This is a genomic window from Streptomyces griseorubiginosus, from assembly GCF_001514195.1.
Lineage (GTDB): Bacteria > Actinomycetota > Actinomycetes > Streptomycetales > Streptomycetaceae > Streptomyces > Streptomyces griseorubiginosus.
In genome coordinates, this window is the sequence record NZ_KQ948735.1 from 1,187,575 (window position 1) to 1,202,537 (window position 14,963).

Consider the following 14,963-nt stretch of genomic DNA (forward strand, 5'->3'; position numbering starts at 1 on the left):
GTCCGACATATGCACTACCTGCACGTCGACGTTTTCAGTTCCCAGCCCTACAGCGGCAACAGCCTGGCGGTGTTCCCCGACTCCGTGGGGCTCAGCGGGAAGCAGATGACACGCATCACCCAGGAGATGCGCCATTTCGAATCGGTCTTCCTCACCCGCCACCCCGCCCATGAGCGGACCTGGGGTGCGCGCGTCTTCGACCTCGCCGGGGAACTCGACTTCGCGGGCCACCCCCTCATCGGTGCGGCATGCGTCCTGCACGCTCTGCACGACGCCGATGACACGGAGACCTGGCGCCTGAAGCTGAGAGCCCGAACGGTCGACGTCATCACCCGACGCCGCGCAACGGGCCGCTACACCGCAGTTCTCGACCAGGGCCCCGCCGTATTTCTCGGCCGCCCCCATATCCCGGACCTGGCCGCCTGGTTCTCCTTGGACGCGGAGGACCTGGACCCGGAGCTTCCTCCAGAAGTGCTTTCAACGGGGCTGAGGTACCTCGTCGTCCCTGTGCGCGGCGACGCACTCGGCCGTGCCCGGATCGCCCAGGATCTCGAAGCCCCCCTCGCTGCGCTTGGTGCTCACTTCGCCTACCTGCTCGACGCCACGGCACTGGAAGGACGCCACTGGACCAACGACGGCAACCTGGAAGATGTGGTCACAGGATCCGGCGGTGGGTGCGCGGCCGCCTATCTGCGCCGACACGGCCGGATCGGCGACGGAGAGACCGTCACTCTCCACCAGGGGCGCCTCACCGGCCGCGCAGGCAAGATGGCGGTCAGCGCCCACGGCGAAGGGCAGGACATCCGTTCGGTGAGGGTTGGCGGCGAGGTGGCGTTCGTTGCCGAAGGGCACCTCAGGGAGCTACCCGCTTGAGCCTCTGCGCGGAACCGCGGGCGTCGACGCCGACCATGCCTCCGCGATCCCGGGGACGAGGACCTGCGGCCGCGTGGCCGGCGGGCCCATGGATCACATCACCAGCCCCGTGCGCGCCACTCCGCGAGGTGGGGCCGCTCCGCGCCCAGTGTCGTGTCGTGCCCGTGGCCCGGGTACACCCAGGTCTCGTCCGGCAGCACGTCGAAGATCTTCGTCTCTACGTCGTGGATCAGACTGGCGAACGCCTCCGGGTCCTTGCGGGTGTTGCCCACGCCGCCCGGGAAGAGGCAGTCCCCGGTGAACACGTGGGGGTGCCCGTGCGGGTCGTCGTAGACGAGGGCGATCGAGCCCGGTGTGTGCCCGACCAGGTGGCGCGCGGTGAGTTCCACGCGCCCCACCCGGATGACGTCCCCGTCGTCGACCGGGACGTCGGTGGGGACGGGGATGCCCTCGGCATCCGCCCGCCCGGCGTACGTACGCGCGTGTGTGGCCGCGACGACCTCCGCGAGCGCCTGCCAGTGGTCGCCGTGCTGGTGCGTGGTGACGACGGACGCGATGCCGTCGGCGCCGATGGTGCCGAGCAGGGTCTCCGCCTCGTTGGCGGCGTCGATCAGGAGCTGCTCGTCGGTGGCCCGGCAGCGCAGCAGATAGGCGTTGTTGTTCATCGGGCCGACCGCGATCTTGGTGATCATCAGGTCCTTGAGCTCGTGCACGTCGGCGGGCCCGCCGACCGTCACCTGTCCGCTGTACGTCATGACGGCCAGCCTATAGCGGGGGCAGCAGGGGGAGGGGGCCGCCGTGGACCGTCAGCGCGGAGCCGTCGCGGCGGCCGGCGAGCCAGCCGAGGAGGTCGGCGGCGGTGCCCTCGACGCTGACCTCAGGAGCGTCGGCGGCGCGACCGGTGCTCCACGCGTGCGTGCCGTCCGCCAGGCTGGTGGCCGGGACGTCGGGGTGGCCGGAGAAGCGCTCGGTGAGGAACACGATCTCCCGTTCCGCGAACTCCCCGGGCAGGTCCTCCAGCTCGTACCCGATCCCCAGGTCCACGTGGTGCAGCTCGACCTCGACCCACCTCCGGAACGGCACCCGGGCCGCCGCGTCGGTGACCCCGTTCCGCAGCTCGACCGTGCGCGACCAGTCCGCGGGCTCCGCCCCCGCCTCCTGGAAGCGGGCGGCGCTGTCGCGCAGGTCGGCGAGCTGGACGTCGAGGGGCCGGGGGGCGTCGCGCTCGATGTCGGCGTCGCGCGCCTCGGCCGAGGAGTACATGGGCCGGCCCCGCAGCACGTTCACGAGGGCGTCGGCGTTGCGGGAGAGATGGGCGAGGACATGGCCGCGGCTCCAGCCCGGAAGCCGTGACGACTGCGTCACGGCCGCGTTGTCCATCTTGGCGGCTGCGGTCAGCAGCCGCTCGGTCGCAGCACGTACAGACTCCAGGTCATGAGCGTGATCAGTCATGGTGCTGACCCTAGCTCCGCCACACCTTTGGGTGAAGGTGGTGAAGCTGTGCCGTAAATCGAATGCACGTGCTATATGGTCGGAAGCGGCGTCGGGCATGCTGGAAGGCCGGGGATTGTTGTTCCCCATCCGGGAATCCGACCGGCGTTGTCAGTGGCTCCCCCTAGTCTGAGAAAGCACGGGGGCCCCGCCCCTGTCACTCCTCTCAAGCCAAGAAAGGTGCGGACCGGCGTGGCCGACCGTCTCATCGTCCGTGGCGCGCGCGAGCACAACCTGAAGAACGTCTCGCTCGACCTGCCCCGCGACTCGCTCATCGTCTTCACGGGCCTGTCGGGGTCGGGCAAGTCCTCGCTGGCCTTCGACACCATCTTCGCCGAGGGTCAGCGGCGCTACGTGGAGTCGCTCTCCTCGTACGCCCGCCAGTTCCTCGGGCAGATGGACAAGCCCGACGTCGACTTCATCGAGGGCCTGTCGCCCGCGGTCTCCATCGACCAGAAGTCGACCTCGCGCAACCCGCGCTCGACGGTCGGCACCATCACCGAGGTCTACGACTACCTGCGTCTGCTCTTCGCGCGCATCGGCAAGCCGCACTGCCCCGAGTGCGGCCGCCCCATCTCGCGCCAGTCGCCGCAGGCCATCGTCGACCGGGTCCTGGAGCTGCCCGAGGGCAGCCGCTTCCAGGTGCTGTCGCCGCTGGTGCGGGAGCGCAAGGGCGAGTTCGTCGACCTCTTCGCCGACCTCCAGACCAAGGGGTACAGCCGGGCGCGGGTGGACGGCGAGACCGTCCAGCTCTCCAACCCGCCCACGCTGAAGAAGCAGGAGAAGCACACCATCGAGGTGGTCGTCGACCGTCTCACGGTGAAGGACTCCGCCAAGCGCCGCCTCACCGACTCCGTGGAGACCGCCCTCGGGCTGTCCGGCGGCATGGTCGTGCTCGACTTCGTCGACCTCCCCGAGGACGACCCCGAGCGCGAGCGCATGTTCTCGGAGCACCTGTACTGCCCGTACGACGACCTGTCTTTCGAGGAGCTGGAGCCCCGCTCCTTCTCCTTCAACTCGCCCTTCGGCGCCTGCCCCGAGTGCACCGGCATCGGCACCCGCATGGAGGTCGACCCGGAACTGATCGTCCCCGACGAGGACAAGTCCCTCGACGAGGGCGCGATCCACCCCTGGTCGCACGGCCACACCAAGGACTACTTCGGCCGGCTCATCGGCGCCCTCGCGGACGCCCTGGGCTTCCGCACCGACATCCCCTTCGCGGGGCTGCCCCAGCGCGCCAAGAAGGCCCTGTTGTACGGCCACAAGACGCAGATCGAGGTCCGCTACCGCAACCGGTACGGCCGTGAGCGGGTCTACACCACGCCCTTCGAAGGCGCCGTGCCCTTCGTCAAGCGCCGGCACAGCGAGTCCGAGTCCGACGCCAGCCGGGAGCGCTTCGAGGGCTACATGCGCGAGGTGCCCTGCCCCACCTGTGAGGGCACCCGCCTCAAGCCTCTCGTCCTCGCGGTCACCGTCATGGGCAAGTCGATCGCCGAGGTCTCCGGCATGTCCATCAGCGACTGCGCGGACTTCCTGGGCGAGCTGAAGCTCAGCGCCCGTGACAAGAAGATCGCCGAGCGGGTCCTCAAGGAGGTCAACGAACGGCTGAAGTTCCTGGTCGACGTCGGCCTGGACTACCTCTCGCTGAACCGCGCGGCCGGCACCCTGTCCGGCGGCGAGGCCCAGCGCATCCGCCTGGCCACCCAGATCGGCTCGGGACTCGTCGGCGTCCTGTACGTCCTCGACGAGCCGTCCATCGGTCTGCACCAGCGTGACAACCACCGGCTGATCGAGACCCTGGTCCGGCTGCGGGACATGGGCAACACGCTCATCGTCGTGGAGCACGACGAGGACACCATCAAGGTCGCCGACTGGATCGTCGACATCGGCCCCGGCGCGGGCGAGCACGGCGGCAAGGTCGTGCACAGCGGCTCCCTGAAGGAGCTCCTGGCCAACACCGAGTCCGAGACCGGCCAGTACCTTTCGGGCCGGAAGGCCATCCCGCTGCCCGACATCCGCCGGCCCCTCGACCCGTCCCGGCAGCTCACCGTGCACGGAGCCCGCGAGAACAACCTCCAGGACATCGACGTGTCCTTCCCGCTGGGCGTGTTCACCGCGGTCACCGGTGTCTCGGGCTCCGGCAAGTCGACCCTGGTCAACGACATCCTGTACACCCACCTGGCGCGCGAGCTCAACGGCGCCAGGAGCGTCCCGGGCCGGCACACGCGCGTGGACGGCGACGACCTCGTCGACAAGGTCGTGCACGTCGACCAGTCGCCCATCGGCCGCACCCCGCGGTCCAACCCGGCGACGTACACCGGCGTCTTCGACCACGTCCGCAAGCTGTTCGCCGAGACCACCGAGGCGAAGGTCCGCGGCTACCAGCCGGGTCGCTTCTCCTTCAACGTCAAGGGCGGCCGCTGCGAGAACTGCGCGGGCGACGGCACCATCAAGATCGAGATGAACTTCCTCCCGGACGTCTACGTCCCGTGCGAGGTCTGCCACGGCGCCCGGTACAACCGGGAGACCCTGGAGGTCCACTACAAGGGCAAGTCCATCGCCGACGTCCTGAACATGCCGATCGAGGAGGCCACGGACTTCTTCGACGCCGTCCCGGCGATCGCCCGCCACCTCAACACCCTCAAGGACGTCGGTCTCGGCTACGTCCGTCTCGGCCAGGCCGCGACCACCCTGTCCGGCGGCGAGGCGCAGCGCGTGAAGCTCGCCAGCGAGCTCCAGAAGCGCTCCACCGGCCGTACGGTCTACGTCCTGGACGAGCCGACCACCGGTCTGCACTTCGAGGACATCAGCAAGCTGCTGAAGGTCCTGTCCGGGCTGGTCGACAAGGGCAACACCGTCATCGTCATCGAGCACAACCTCGACGTGATCAAGACGGCCGACTGGATCGTCGACATGGGCCCCGAGGGCGGCGCGGGCGGCGGTCTGGTCGTCGCCGAGGGCACCCCGGAGGAGGTCGCCGGAGTCCCGGCCAGCCACACCGGCAAGTTCCTGAGGGAGATCCTGGGCGCCGACCGGATCAGCGACGGGGCCGCGGTGAAGGCCCCGCGCAAGGCACCAGCCCGGAAGACGACCGCGGCGAAGAAGGCGGTCGCCACCGCGTCCGTGGCCAAGAAGACGGCGACGGCCAGGACGACCGCGGCCAAGAAGACAGCCGCGAAGAAGACGGCGACGGCCGGCGAGGCGGCAGCCGCCAAGAAGGCCGCGCCCGCGAAGAAGGCGACCCCGGCCCGCAAGGCCTGAGTCGGCGGACAGCCGCGGTCGGCACGGCCGGGCAGACACACAAAAGGGCGGCGCCCCGCGGGAACTCCCGCGGGGCGCCGCCCTTTCCGCCCACAGCTCCCTCGCCTCTTCCGTCTACAGCGCGCCCACCTCGGCGGCGTACGGCGGCTCCGCGCCCGCTCGTGAGCAGGTGATCGCCGCCGCGCGGGCCGCGAAACGCAGCAGCCGGGCCCAGTCGTCGACGCGCAGTGCGGCGAGCGCCGCCGGAGAGAGGGCGTCCATGGCTGCCAGGCCGTGCAGCAGCGCCGCGTTCACGGTGTCGCCGGCGCCGATGGTGTCCACGACGTCGACCTTCTCGCCCGGCACCGGAAGCGCCGACCCGTCCCGGGTGAACACGCTCAGCCCGTCACCGCCGTGGGTGATCACCACCGCCGAGGGTCCCGCGGCCAGCCATTCCTGGGGGGTGCCGCCGAGCCACAGCGCGTCCTCCTCGGAGAGCTTGAGCAGGGACACCGACGGCAGCCAGCTCTTGAACCGGGCCCGGTACGCGTCCGCGTCGGGGATCAGCCCGGCCCGGATGTTCGGGTCGAGCGCGGTGAACACGCCCTGCGCGGCGGCGGCCCGCAGCAGCTCCTCGTAGGCGCTCGCTCCCGGTTCCAGGACGAGCGAGCAGGTGCCGAAGGACACCGCGCGGGTTCCGGAGGGGAGTGCGGCGGGGGCCGTGAACAGACGGTCGGCGGTGCCGTCGACGTAGAAGGAGTAGGCGGCCGAGCCGCCGTCGTCTATCGAGGCGACGGCGAGCGTGGTGGGCTCGGTCCCGCGCTGGACGGCGGACACGTCCACCCCCGCCTCCCGCAGCCCGTCGAGCAGCGCCTCGCCGAAGGCGTCGAGCGAGACGCGGGAGCAGAACGCCGTGGGGGAGCCGAGCCGGCCGAGGGCCACGGCGGTGTTGTAGGGGCCGCCGCCGAGCGCCGGTTTGAGACTCGCGAGGGCGCCCCTGCCCTGCGGTACCAGATCGATCAGGGCCTCACCGGCGACGACGATCACGAGACGGTTCCTTTCGACTGCGAGGACTGAGAGCGTGGCGCAGGGCGGCCGTACTCCCCGGTCTCCGCGCAGCCGCACGACGTGCGGTGCACGAAGGCACAGGGCAGACGCAGGGTACGGGTGGGGCGGTCCGGGGCGGCGAGCCGGCCCAGGAGCAGGCGGACCGCTTCGGTGCCGATCTCCCTGCTGGGCTGGGCGATCGCGGTGAGCCGGGGGGCGAACAGGTCCGCCCAGGCGAAGTCGTCGAAGCAGCACAGCGCCAGGTCGTCCGGGACCGAGAGGCCGCGTTCGCGCAGGGTGCGCAGGGTGCCGATGGTCATCGTGTTGTTGGCGGTGACCAGGGCGGTGGGCGGCGTCGGGAGGGCGAGCAGGGCGGCGGTGGCCACTTCCGCCCCGGCCGACTCGGAGTCGCCGTGGACGATCAGGTGGGGGTCGTAGGGCAGACCGGAGGCGGTGAGGCCCTGCCGGTACCCGGCGATCCGTTCGGCGGTGGTGCTGAGCCCCGGCAGGCCGGCCACCAGACCGATGCGCCGGTGGCCGAGCCCGGCGAGGTGGGTGACCAGTTCGGCCATCGGCCGGGTGCTCTCGGCGCACACCTGGTCGAAGCGCCGAGGACTGCCCGAGGGAGTCTCCCGCCCTTCAGTGCCGGCGCCGGCATCCCTCGGCCCGTCAACCCCGCCCGCTCCCTCCACCACCCGGTCCAGGAACACCGTGGGGACCTCGTGCCGCGTGAGGTAGGCGACGAGTTCGCGAGGGTCCGCGGAGGGCGCGACGATCATGCCGTCCACGCGCCGTTCGTGCAGCAGCTGGACGACCTTGCGCTCGTGCTCGGGGTCGTCGTGGGGATCGGCGATGAGCAGGCTGTAGCCGTGTTCGAGGGCGCCCGCCTCCACGCCCTGGAGGATCTCCGTGAAGTACGGGTTGCTGATCGCCGACACCGCGAGCCCGATGGAGCGGGTGCGGGAGGTCACCAGGGAGCGGGCCAGGGTGTTGGGGGTGTACCCGAGCTCGTCCACCGCGTCGAGCACGGCCTGCCGGGTGTGGGGCAGGACCGGCCGGGTGCCGTTGAGGACGTGCGAGACGGTCGCCACCGACACGCCCGCAGTGCGTGCCACGTCGGCCATGGTCGGCATCGAGCCCCTCCCGGACAGGCGGCTTCCCGGATCGGGGGCCTCCCGGACGGTGCCCCCACGGCCGGGAAGGTATCCCATCCAGCGACGCACGTAAACGCTTACGCAAGCGTTTACGTCGAGTCACCGGATGACTTCGAGTCGCTGGCCGACCTCGGGTCACCGGCCGACTTCGGGTCACCGGCCGACTTCGGGTCACCGGCCGACTTCGGGTCGCCAGCCGACTTAGGGTCTCCGGGCCTCGGATCACCGGCCCGAGGGCGGATCACCGGCCCGACACCGGGGCCCTCACTCCCAGTCCCACCCGATCCCCACGACCCCCGACCGCACCCGCGGCTCGACGAGGTGGACCGAGTGGTGGTGGCCGGTGAGCGCCAGTTCCTGGCGGCTGCTGCGGGGCGCCGCGGGGGAGTGCTGGGTGAAGCGGTGGCAGCGCACCGGCAGCGCGTTCTCGTCGAACCGGACCTGGAGCGCGTACTGGCCGCCGGGCGAGCCGAAGCCGCGGACGTACTCGCGCGACACCCCGCCCGTGCCGTCCTCGACGCGGTAGCGGAACAGGAAGGTGTCACCGGCCCGCAGCCGGGCGTCCAGGAGCAGCTCGGCCACCAGCACCCCGGTCTCGTGGTGCCGGCGCACCCGCCCCGTACGGCAGTTCTCCAGGGCGTGCACGGTCATGCGCTCCGGCGCGCATCCCGGGTCGCCGTGGTGGACGGCCATGAAGCGGTCGACGCCCTCGCGGTGGGCCCGCACGATGTGGTGCGACTCCAGGCCGCGCAGCTCGCGACGGGGCCCTATGTCGATCCGCTCGTGGTGGCCGAGGGTGTGCAGCCCGCCGTCGTGCGGCGAGTCCAGCTCGTCCAGCAGTTGTCCGAGCACGTCCGAGGCCGCGAGGAGGGAGCGGTAGGAGCGGGTCGCGGAACGCTCCGCGGCCGGCCGGTCGTCGTACTCGGCGAGCAGCCGGATCAGCGACTCCTCCGGCAGCTGGAGGATCTCCTCCAGCGCGCGGACGGCCCGTAGCGACTCGGGGCGCTGCGGGCGCCGGGCGCCCTGCTGCCAGTAACTCAGACTGGTCACACCGACCTTGACCCCGTGGCGCGACAGATGGTGCTGGACGCGCTGGAGCGGCAGCCCCCGTGCGGCGATCGCGGCGCGCAGCGCGACATGGAAGGGGCCGCCTCGCAGGGCCGTGTCCAGTTCCGCGTCGACGACGGTCGCGACGTCCGCGTGCTGTGTGGCGTGCGGCATGCAGGGGCCTTTCTGTACAGGTCCGGGCGGCTGGTCAGGCCGTTCCAAAGAGGGGTGTGCCGGGGCCGTTGGGGGCTGTGCCGGGGGAGGCTTCACATCCGTACGCCGCTGTTCCCGGTCCCGAGTTCCCCCGCATTGAAGCGTGTTGGCCTGGTCCCGACAACACCTGCCGCCCAACGACCGCGCACTCCCGGCCGGTTGGCGGCCCGTTCCGGATGGCCGACGGTCTGTGTCCGGACGGTGTACGGCTCCTCCGCCCAGTCTCCAGGGGCCTCGCCGGCGCCGTCCGGTGTCAGGGGTGAGAGGTTCACATGAGAGGGTCGGCCGCATGGCGGAGACCTGGTGGCTGGACGGCGACAGCGCGCTTCCCCTGAGCGCGGCGGAGGCGCTCGACCTGCTCCGGCGACGGATCGCGGCCGGACTCCTGGAGACCTGGCTGGGCAGCTCCGAAGGACGTGCGCTCGCCCTCGTGACCAACACGGAGCGCGCCCACGTCACCCTCCTCGACGACGAGGACGACCCCGGGCAGCACGTGGTCGACCCCGGCGCCCGGGGGAGCAGCGGCGGCTACGTGCTCGCGAACGGGCAGTGGGACGAGTACCCGGACGAGCACACCGTGCCGCTCGCCCATGCCCTGCGCGTCGTCGCCGGTGTGGTGGAGGCGGGGGTTCCGCCGCCGGACGTCCCCTGGCGCGTCGAGCGCTGACGCGGCCAGCGCTGAGCCGGAGACCGGGGGTTGTCCACAGGCTCGTGCTTGTCCACAGGCTCGTCGGAGTGTCAGCCCTCGCCAGTAGGGTGTGAGACATGGCCGACCCCTCCAGCTACCGCCCCAAACCAGGGGAGATCCCGGACACCCCCGGGGTGTACAGGTTCCGCGACGAGCACCGCCGGGTGATCTACGTCGGAAAGGCGAAGAGCCTGCGCCAGCGCCTGGCGAACTACTTCCAGGACCTGGCGAGCCTGCACCCCCGCACCCGCACGATGGTGACCACCGCCGCGTCCGTGGAGTGGACGGTGGTGTCCACGGAGGTCGAGGCCCTCCAGCTGGAGTACTCCTGGATCAAGGAGTTCGACCCCCGGTTCAACGTCAAGTACCGCGACGACAAGAGCTACCCGTACCTCGCGGTGACGATGAACGAGGAGTTCCCCCGCGTCCAGGTGATGCGCGGCCAGAAACGCAAGGGCGTCAGGTACTTCGGGCCCTACGGACACGCGTGGGCGATCCGCGACACCGTCGACCTCCTGCTGCGTGTCTTCCCCGTCCGCACCTGCTCCGCCGGCGTCTTCAAGAACGCCGCCCGCACCGGACGCCCCTGCCTCCTCGGCTACATCGGCAAGTGCTCGGCGCCCTGCGTGGGCCGCGTCTCGGCCGACGAGCACCGCGACCTCGCCGAGGACTTCTGCGACTTCATGGCCGGCCGCACCGGCACCTACATCCGCCGCCTGGAGCAGCGGATGGCGGACGCGGCCGAGGAGATGGAGTACGAGCGGGCGGCCCGGCTGCGCGACGACATCGGGGCCCTGAAGAAGGCCATGGAGAAGAGCGCGGTCGTGCTCGCCGACGCCACCGACGCCGACCTGATCGCGGTCGCCGAGGACGAGCTGGAGGCGGCCGTCCAGATCTTCCACGTCCGCGGCGGACGCGTGCGCGGCCAGCGCGGCTGGGTCACCGACAAGGTCGAGGAGATCACCACCGGAGCCCTCGTCGAACACGCCCTCCAGCAGCTCTACGGCGAGGAGAAGGGCGACGCGGTCCCCAAGGAGGTCCTGGTCCCCGCCCTGCCCGAGCCGGTGGAGCCGGTCCAGGAATGGCTCGCCGAACGCCGCGGGTCGGGCGTCTCGCTGCGCATCCCGCAGCGCGGCGACAAGAAGGCCCTGATGGAGACCGTGCAGCGCAACGCCCAGCAGGCTCTCGTCCTCCACAAGACCAAGCGCGCCTCCGACCTCACCACGCGCTCGCGTGCCCTGGAGGAGATCGCCGAGGCCCTCGACCTGGACAGCGCCCCCCTGCGGATCGAGTGCTACGACATCTCCCACCTCCAGGGCGACGACGTGGTCGCCTCCATGGTTGTCTTCGAGGACGGCCTCCAGCGCAAGAGCGAGTACCGCCGTTTCCAGATCAAGGGATTCGCGGGACAGGACGACGTGCGGTCCATGCACGAGGTGATCTCCCGCCGGTTCCGCCGCTACCTCGCCGAGAAGGAGAAGACCGGCGAGTGGGTCGACGACGCCTCGCAGGCCGCGTTCAAGGACGCCTCCGGCAGGGACGTCCCGACCGGCGCCCCGGACGCCCCAGACGGCGGCCTCAAGGACGACGACGGCCGCCCCAGGAAGTTCGCCTACCCGCCCCAGCTCGTCGTGGTCGACGGCGGCCGGCCCCAGGTCGCCGCGGCGAAGCGGGCACTGGACGAGCTCGGCATCGACGACATCGCCGTCTGCGGCCTCGCCAAGCGCCTGGAGGAGGTGTGGCTGCCCGACGACGAGGACCCGATCGTGCTGCCCCGCACCAGTGAAGGGCTGTACCTTCTCCAGCGGGTGCGTGACGAGGCCCACCGCTTCGCCATCACCTACCAGCGCACCAAGCGGGCCCAGCGCTTCCGGTCGAGCCCGCTCGACGACGTCCCCGGCCTCGGGGACACACGCAAGCAGGCCCTCCTGAAACATTTCGGGTCCTTGAAGAAACTACGATCCGCCACCATCGACCAGATCTGCGAGGTCCCCGGCATAGGCCGCAAGACGGCCGAGACGATCGCCGTGGCCCTCGCCCAGGCGGCCCCGGCCGCGCCCGCCGTCAACACGGCGACTGGAGAGATCATGGACGAGGAGGAACCCGGTACCACGGGTTCCGGTGGGGATCCCGTGTCGGCGGGCGCCCCGGACGAACGACGGGGGCAGGAGACATGAATGTGAACGAGCACGAAGAACCACAGCACCAGAGCGGAGACGACACCCAGGTGAGCACGGGCGCACCCCACGACACCTCCGGAGTCCCGGAGGCCGCCATCCCCGAGCTGGTGATCATCTCCGGCATGTCCGGCGCCGGCCGCTCCACCGCCGCCAAGTGTCTGGAGGACCTCGGCTGGTTCGTCGTCGACAACCTCCCGCCCGCGCTGATCCCCACCATGGTGGAGCTCGGCGCCCGCTCCCAGGGCAACGTCGCCCGGATCGCGGTGGTCGTCGACGTCCGCGGCCGGCGCTTCTTCGACAACCTCCGCGAGTCCCTCGCCGACCTGGAGTCCAAGCACGTCACCCGCCGGATCGTCTTCCTGGAGTCCTCCGACGAGGCCCTGGTGCGCCGCTTCGAGTCCGTGCGCCGCCCGCACCCCCTCCAGGGCGACGGCCGCATCGTCGACGGCATCGACGCCGAGCGTGAGCTGCTGCGCGAGCTGCGCGGCGACGCCGACCTGGTCATCGACACCTCCAGCCTCAACGTCCACGAACTGCGCGCCAAGATGGACGCCCAGTTCGCCGGTGAGGAGGAGCCGGAGCTGCGGGCCACCGTCATGTCGTTCGGCTTCAAGTACGGCCTGCCGGTCGACGCCGACCTGGTCGCGGACATGCGGTTCCTGCCCAACCCGCACTGGGTCCCGGAGCTGCGGCCCTTCACCGGCCTCAACGAGGAGGTGTCGGCGTACGTCTTCAACCAGCCCGGCGCCAAGGAGTTCCTCGACCGCTACGCCGAGCTGCTGCGCCTGATCGCGGCCGGCTACCGCCGTGAGGGCAAGCGGTACGTGACGATCGCCATCGGCTGCACCGGCGGCAAGCACCGCTCGGTCGCCACCTCGGAGAAGCTCGCCGCGCGTCTCGCGGCCGAAGGCGTGGAGACGGTGGTCGTGCACCGGGACATGGGACGGGAATGACCGCACGCACTCCGCGGCTGAGCAGGCTGCGACGGGCGGTTCCCGAAGGCCGGGCGTCCCGGTCCGTGGAGACCCGCGGCGCGCGGCCCCGGCGGCGCGGTACCCAGCCCAAGGTGGTGGCGCTCGGCGGGGGCATGGGCCTGTCCGCCTCGCTCGCCGCCCTGCGCCGGATCACCGGCGACCTCACCGCCGTCGTCACCGTGGCCGACGACGGCGGCTCCAGCGGACGGCTGCGCGACGAGCTGGGCGTGCTGCCGCCCGGCGACCTGCGCAAGGCGCTGGCCGCGCTGTGCGGCGACGACGACTGGGGCCAGACCTGGGCCCGGGTCATCCAGCACCGCTTCCAGTCCAAGGGCGACCTGCACGAACACGCGGTCGGCAACCTGCTGATCGTCGCCCTGTGGGAGCAGCTCGGCGACCACGTCCAGGCGCTCGACCTGGTCGGCAGGCTGCTGGGCGCCCATGGCCGGGTGCTGCCCATGTCCGCGGTGCCCCTGGAGCTCCAGGCCCTGGTCAAGGGGCATGATCCGGAGCGGCCCGAGGACGTGGAGACCGTGCGGGGGCAGGCGACGGTGGCCCTGACCCCGGGCGAGGTGCAGTCGGTGCACGTCGTGCCGCACGACCCGCCGGCGGTGCCCGAGGCGGTGGAGGCGGTCCGGGACGCGGACTGGGTGGTCCTCGGCCCTGGCTCGTGGTTCTCCTCGGTGATCCCGCACCTGCTCGTGCCCGAACTGCTGGACGCGCTCACCCAGACGAAGGCGCGCCGGGTACTCTCCCTGAACCTCGCCCCGCAGCCGGGAGAAACCGATGGCTTCTCCCCGCAGCGTCATTTGGAGGTTTTGGGACGACACGCCCCTAAACTCGCCCTGGACGTGGTGCTGGCCGACCAGGCCGCCGTGCCCGACCGCGACTCCCTGACCGATGCCGCCGAGCGGTTCGGCGCCGCGGTCGAGCTGGCCCCGGTGGCCCGGCCCGACGGAACCCCGAGGCACGACCCGGAGCTGTTGGCCGCCGCGTACGACCGTATTTTTCGGATGCATGGAAGGATCGGCCCATGGCGATGACGGCAGCGGTGAAGGACGAGATCTCCCGGCTCCCCGTCACCCGTACCTGCTGCAGAAAGGCGGAGGTCTCCGCCATCCTGCGGTTCGCCGGCGGCCTTCACCTGGTGAGCGGGCGCATTGTGATCGAGGCCGAGCTGGACACCGCGATGGCGGCCCGCCGGCTCAAGCGGGACATCCTGGAGATCTTCGGCCACAGCTCGGAGCTGATCGTGATGGCCCCGGGCGGACTGCGCCGCGGCTCGCGGTACGTCGTGCGGGTCGTGGCCGGCGGTGACCAGCTGGCCCGGCAGACCGGCCTGGTCGACGGCCGCGGCCGGCCGATCCGGGGGCTGCCCCCGCAGGTCGTCTCCGGCGCCACCTGTGACGCCGAGGCCGCCTGGCGCGGGGCCTTCCTGGCGCACGGCTCGCTCACCGAGCCCGGTCGCTCCTCCTCCCTGGAGGTGACCTGCCCGGGCCCGGAGGCCGCGCTCGCGCTGGTCGGCGCCGCCCGACGGCTCTCGATCGCCGCCAAGGCCCGCGAGGTCCGCGGGGTCGACCGGGTCGTCGTCCGCGACGGCGACGCGATCGGCGCGCTGCTCACCCGCCTCGGCGCCCACGAGTCGGTGCTCGCCTGGGAGGAGCGCCGGATGCGGCGCGAGGTGCGGGCCACGGCCAACCGGCTCGCCAACTTCGACGACGCCAACCTGCGCCGCTCGGCGCGCGCGGCCGTCGCCGCGGGGGCCCGGGTCCAGCGAGCCCTGGAGATCCTCGCCGACGACGTGCCCGAGCACCTCGCCGCCGCGGGGCGGCTGCGGATGGACCACAAGCAGGCCTCCCTGGAGGAGCTGGGGGCGCTCGCCGACCCGCCGCTGACCAAGGACGCCGTGGCCGGCCGTATCCGACGGCTCCTTGCGATGGCCGACAAGCGCGCCTCCGACCTGGGCATCCCGGGCACGGAGTCCAGCATCACCGAGGAGATGGCCGACAACCTCGTCGGCTGACAGACCTTCAGCACGCCGGTGCCGTCACCCACT

12 protein-coding genes are annotated in these 14,963 nt (G+C 71.4%); 7 read left to right on the plus strand and 5 right to left on the minus strand.

The genetic code is table 11. From position 1 onward, the window contains the following. The first annotated feature begins 9 nt into the window (after positions 1-9). Complete coding sequence (locus AQJ54_RS11705) at positions 10-873, plus strand: PhzF family phenazine biosynthesis protein (RefSeq protein WP_062236652.1); 864 nt, start codon at positions 10-12, stop codon at positions 871-873. A 98-nt stretch (positions 874-971) separates the two neighbouring features. Here the strand turns inward: AQJ54_RS11705 and AQJ54_RS11710 are convergent, their stop codons facing one another. Continuing rightward, positions 972-1,628: an MBL fold metallo-hydrolase gene (locus AQJ54_RS11710; protein WP_062236655.1), complete on the minus strand. Its 657-nt coding sequence runs from the start codon at positions 1,626-1,628 to the stop codon at positions 972-974. A 10-nt stretch (positions 1,629-1,638) separates the two neighbouring features. Further along, positions 1,639-2,325 carry a maleylpyruvate isomerase family mycothiol-dependent enzyme gene (locus tag AQJ54_RS11715; RefSeq protein WP_062236657.1) on the minus strand — a complete coding sequence of 229 codons (687 nt, stop codon included), beginning with the start codon at positions 2,323-2,325 and terminating at the stop codon, positions 1,639-1,641. 231 nt (positions 2,326-2,556) lie between these two features. On the opposite strand from AQJ54_RS11715, the gene uvrA reads away from it, so the two are divergent. Then, the gene (gene uvrA / locus AQJ54_RS11720) at positions 2,557-5,625 is read left to right on the plus strand and encodes an excinuclease ABC subunit UvrA (protein ID WP_062236661.1); all 3,069 of its coding nucleotides are present in this window, start codon (positions 2,557-2,559) and stop codon (positions 5,623-5,625) included. A gap of 114 nt (positions 5,626-5,739) precedes the next feature. Here the strand turns inward: uvrA and AQJ54_RS11725 are convergent, their stop codons facing one another. From AQJ54_RS11725 to AQJ54_RS11735, 3 genes are all read right to left on the minus strand, one after another. After that, entirely contained in the window at positions 5,740-6,651 is a 912-nt protein-coding gene (locus tag AQJ54_RS11725) for a carbohydrate kinase family protein (protein ID WP_062236665.1), read from the minus strand. Further along, positions 6,648-7,784, minus strand: a complete 1,137-nt coding sequence (locus tag AQJ54_RS11730) for a LacI family DNA-binding transcriptional regulator (protein ID WP_062236668.1) — start codon at positions 7,782-7,784, stop codon at positions 6,648-6,650. Before AQJ54_RS11730 ends, AQJ54_RS11725 begins: the two co-directional genes overlap by 4 nt. Positions 7,785-8,069: 285 nt before the next feature. Continuing rightward, positions 8,070-9,026, minus strand: a complete 957-nt coding sequence (locus AQJ54_RS11735; protein ID WP_062024487.1) for a hypothetical protein — start codon at positions 9,024-9,026, stop codon at positions 8,070-8,072. A gap of 328 nt (positions 9,027-9,354) precedes the next feature. Here AQJ54_RS11735 and AQJ54_RS44940 point away from each other — a divergent pair, with 328 nt between their 5' ends. From AQJ54_RS44940 to whiA, 5 genes are all read left to right on the plus strand, one after another. Further along, positions 9,355-9,732 (plus strand): hypothetical protein, encoded by a 378-nt coding sequence (locus AQJ54_RS44940; RefSeq protein ID WP_062236672.1) that lies wholly within the window; start codon positions 9,355-9,357, stop codon positions 9,730-9,732. A gap of 98 nt (positions 9,733-9,830) precedes the next feature. Then, the gene (uvrC, locus tag AQJ54_RS11745) at positions 9,831-11,930 is read left to right on the plus strand and encodes an excinuclease ABC subunit UvrC (protein WP_062236674.1); all 2,100 of its coding nucleotides are present in this window, start codon (positions 9,831-9,833) and stop codon (positions 11,928-11,930) included. Beyond that, positions 11,927-12,886, plus strand: a complete 960-nt coding sequence (gene rapZ / locus AQJ54_RS11750; RefSeq protein ID WP_028809639.1) for an RNase adapter RapZ — start codon at positions 11,927-11,929, stop codon at positions 12,884-12,886. The genes uvrC and rapZ overlap by 4 nt, the downstream gene beginning before the upstream one ends. Further along, entirely contained in the window at positions 12,883-13,950 is a 1,068-nt protein-coding gene (locus AQJ54_RS11755; RefSeq protein WP_062024480.1) for a gluconeogenesis factor YvcK family protein, read from the plus strand. Before rapZ ends, AQJ54_RS11755 begins: the two co-directional genes overlap by 4 nt. After that, positions 13,941-14,930 carry a DNA-binding protein WhiA gene (gene whiA, locus AQJ54_RS11760; RefSeq protein WP_020120074.1) on the plus strand — a complete coding sequence of 330 codons (990 nt, stop codon included), beginning with the start codon at positions 13,941-13,943 and terminating at the stop codon, positions 14,928-14,930. Before AQJ54_RS11755 ends, whiA begins: the two co-directional genes overlap by 10 nt. Positions 14,931-14,963: the final 33 nt, after the last annotated feature.

What these genes read in the sequence shown, in the direction of transcription:
- rapZ (WP_028809639.1), top strand. Translation starts at nt 11,927, where the DNA reads ATGAATGTGAACGAGCACGAAGAACCACAGCACCAGAGCGGAGACGAC.
- AQJ54_RS11715 (WP_062236657.1), bottom strand. Translation starts at nt 2,325, where the DNA reads ATGACTGATCACGCTCATGACCTGGAGTCTGTACGTGCTGCGACCGAG.
- AQJ54_RS11710 (WP_062236655.1), bottom strand. Translation starts at nt 1,628, where the DNA reads ATGACGTACAGCGGACAGGTGACGGTCGGCGGGCCCGCCGACGTGCAC.
- AQJ54_RS11705 (WP_062236652.1), top strand. Translation starts at nt 10, where the DNA reads ATGCACTACCTGCACGTCGACGTTTTCAGTTCCCAGCCCTACAGCGGC.
- AQJ54_RS11730 (WP_062236668.1), bottom strand. Translation starts at nt 7,784, where the DNA reads ATGCCGACCATGGCCGACGTGGCACGCACTGCGGGCGTGTCGGTGGCG.
- whiA (WP_020120074.1), top strand. Translation starts at nt 13,941, where the DNA reads ATGGCGATGACGGCAGCGGTGAAGGACGAGATCTCCCGGCTCCCCGTC.
- AQJ54_RS11755 (WP_062024480.1), top strand. Translation starts at nt 12,883, where the DNA reads ATGACCGCACGCACTCCGCGGCTGAGCAGGCTGCGACGGGCGGTTCCC.
- uvrC (WP_062236674.1), top strand. Translation starts at nt 9,831, where the DNA reads ATGGCCGACCCCTCCAGCTACCGCCCCAAACCAGGGGAGATCCCGGAC.
- AQJ54_RS44940 (WP_062236672.1), top strand. Translation starts at nt 9,355, where the DNA reads ATGGCGGAGACCTGGTGGCTGGACGGCGACAGCGCGCTTCCCCTGAGC.
- AQJ54_RS11735 (WP_062024487.1), bottom strand. Translation starts at nt 9,026, where the DNA reads ATGCCGCACGCCACACAGCACGCGGACGTCGCGACCGTCGTCGACGCG.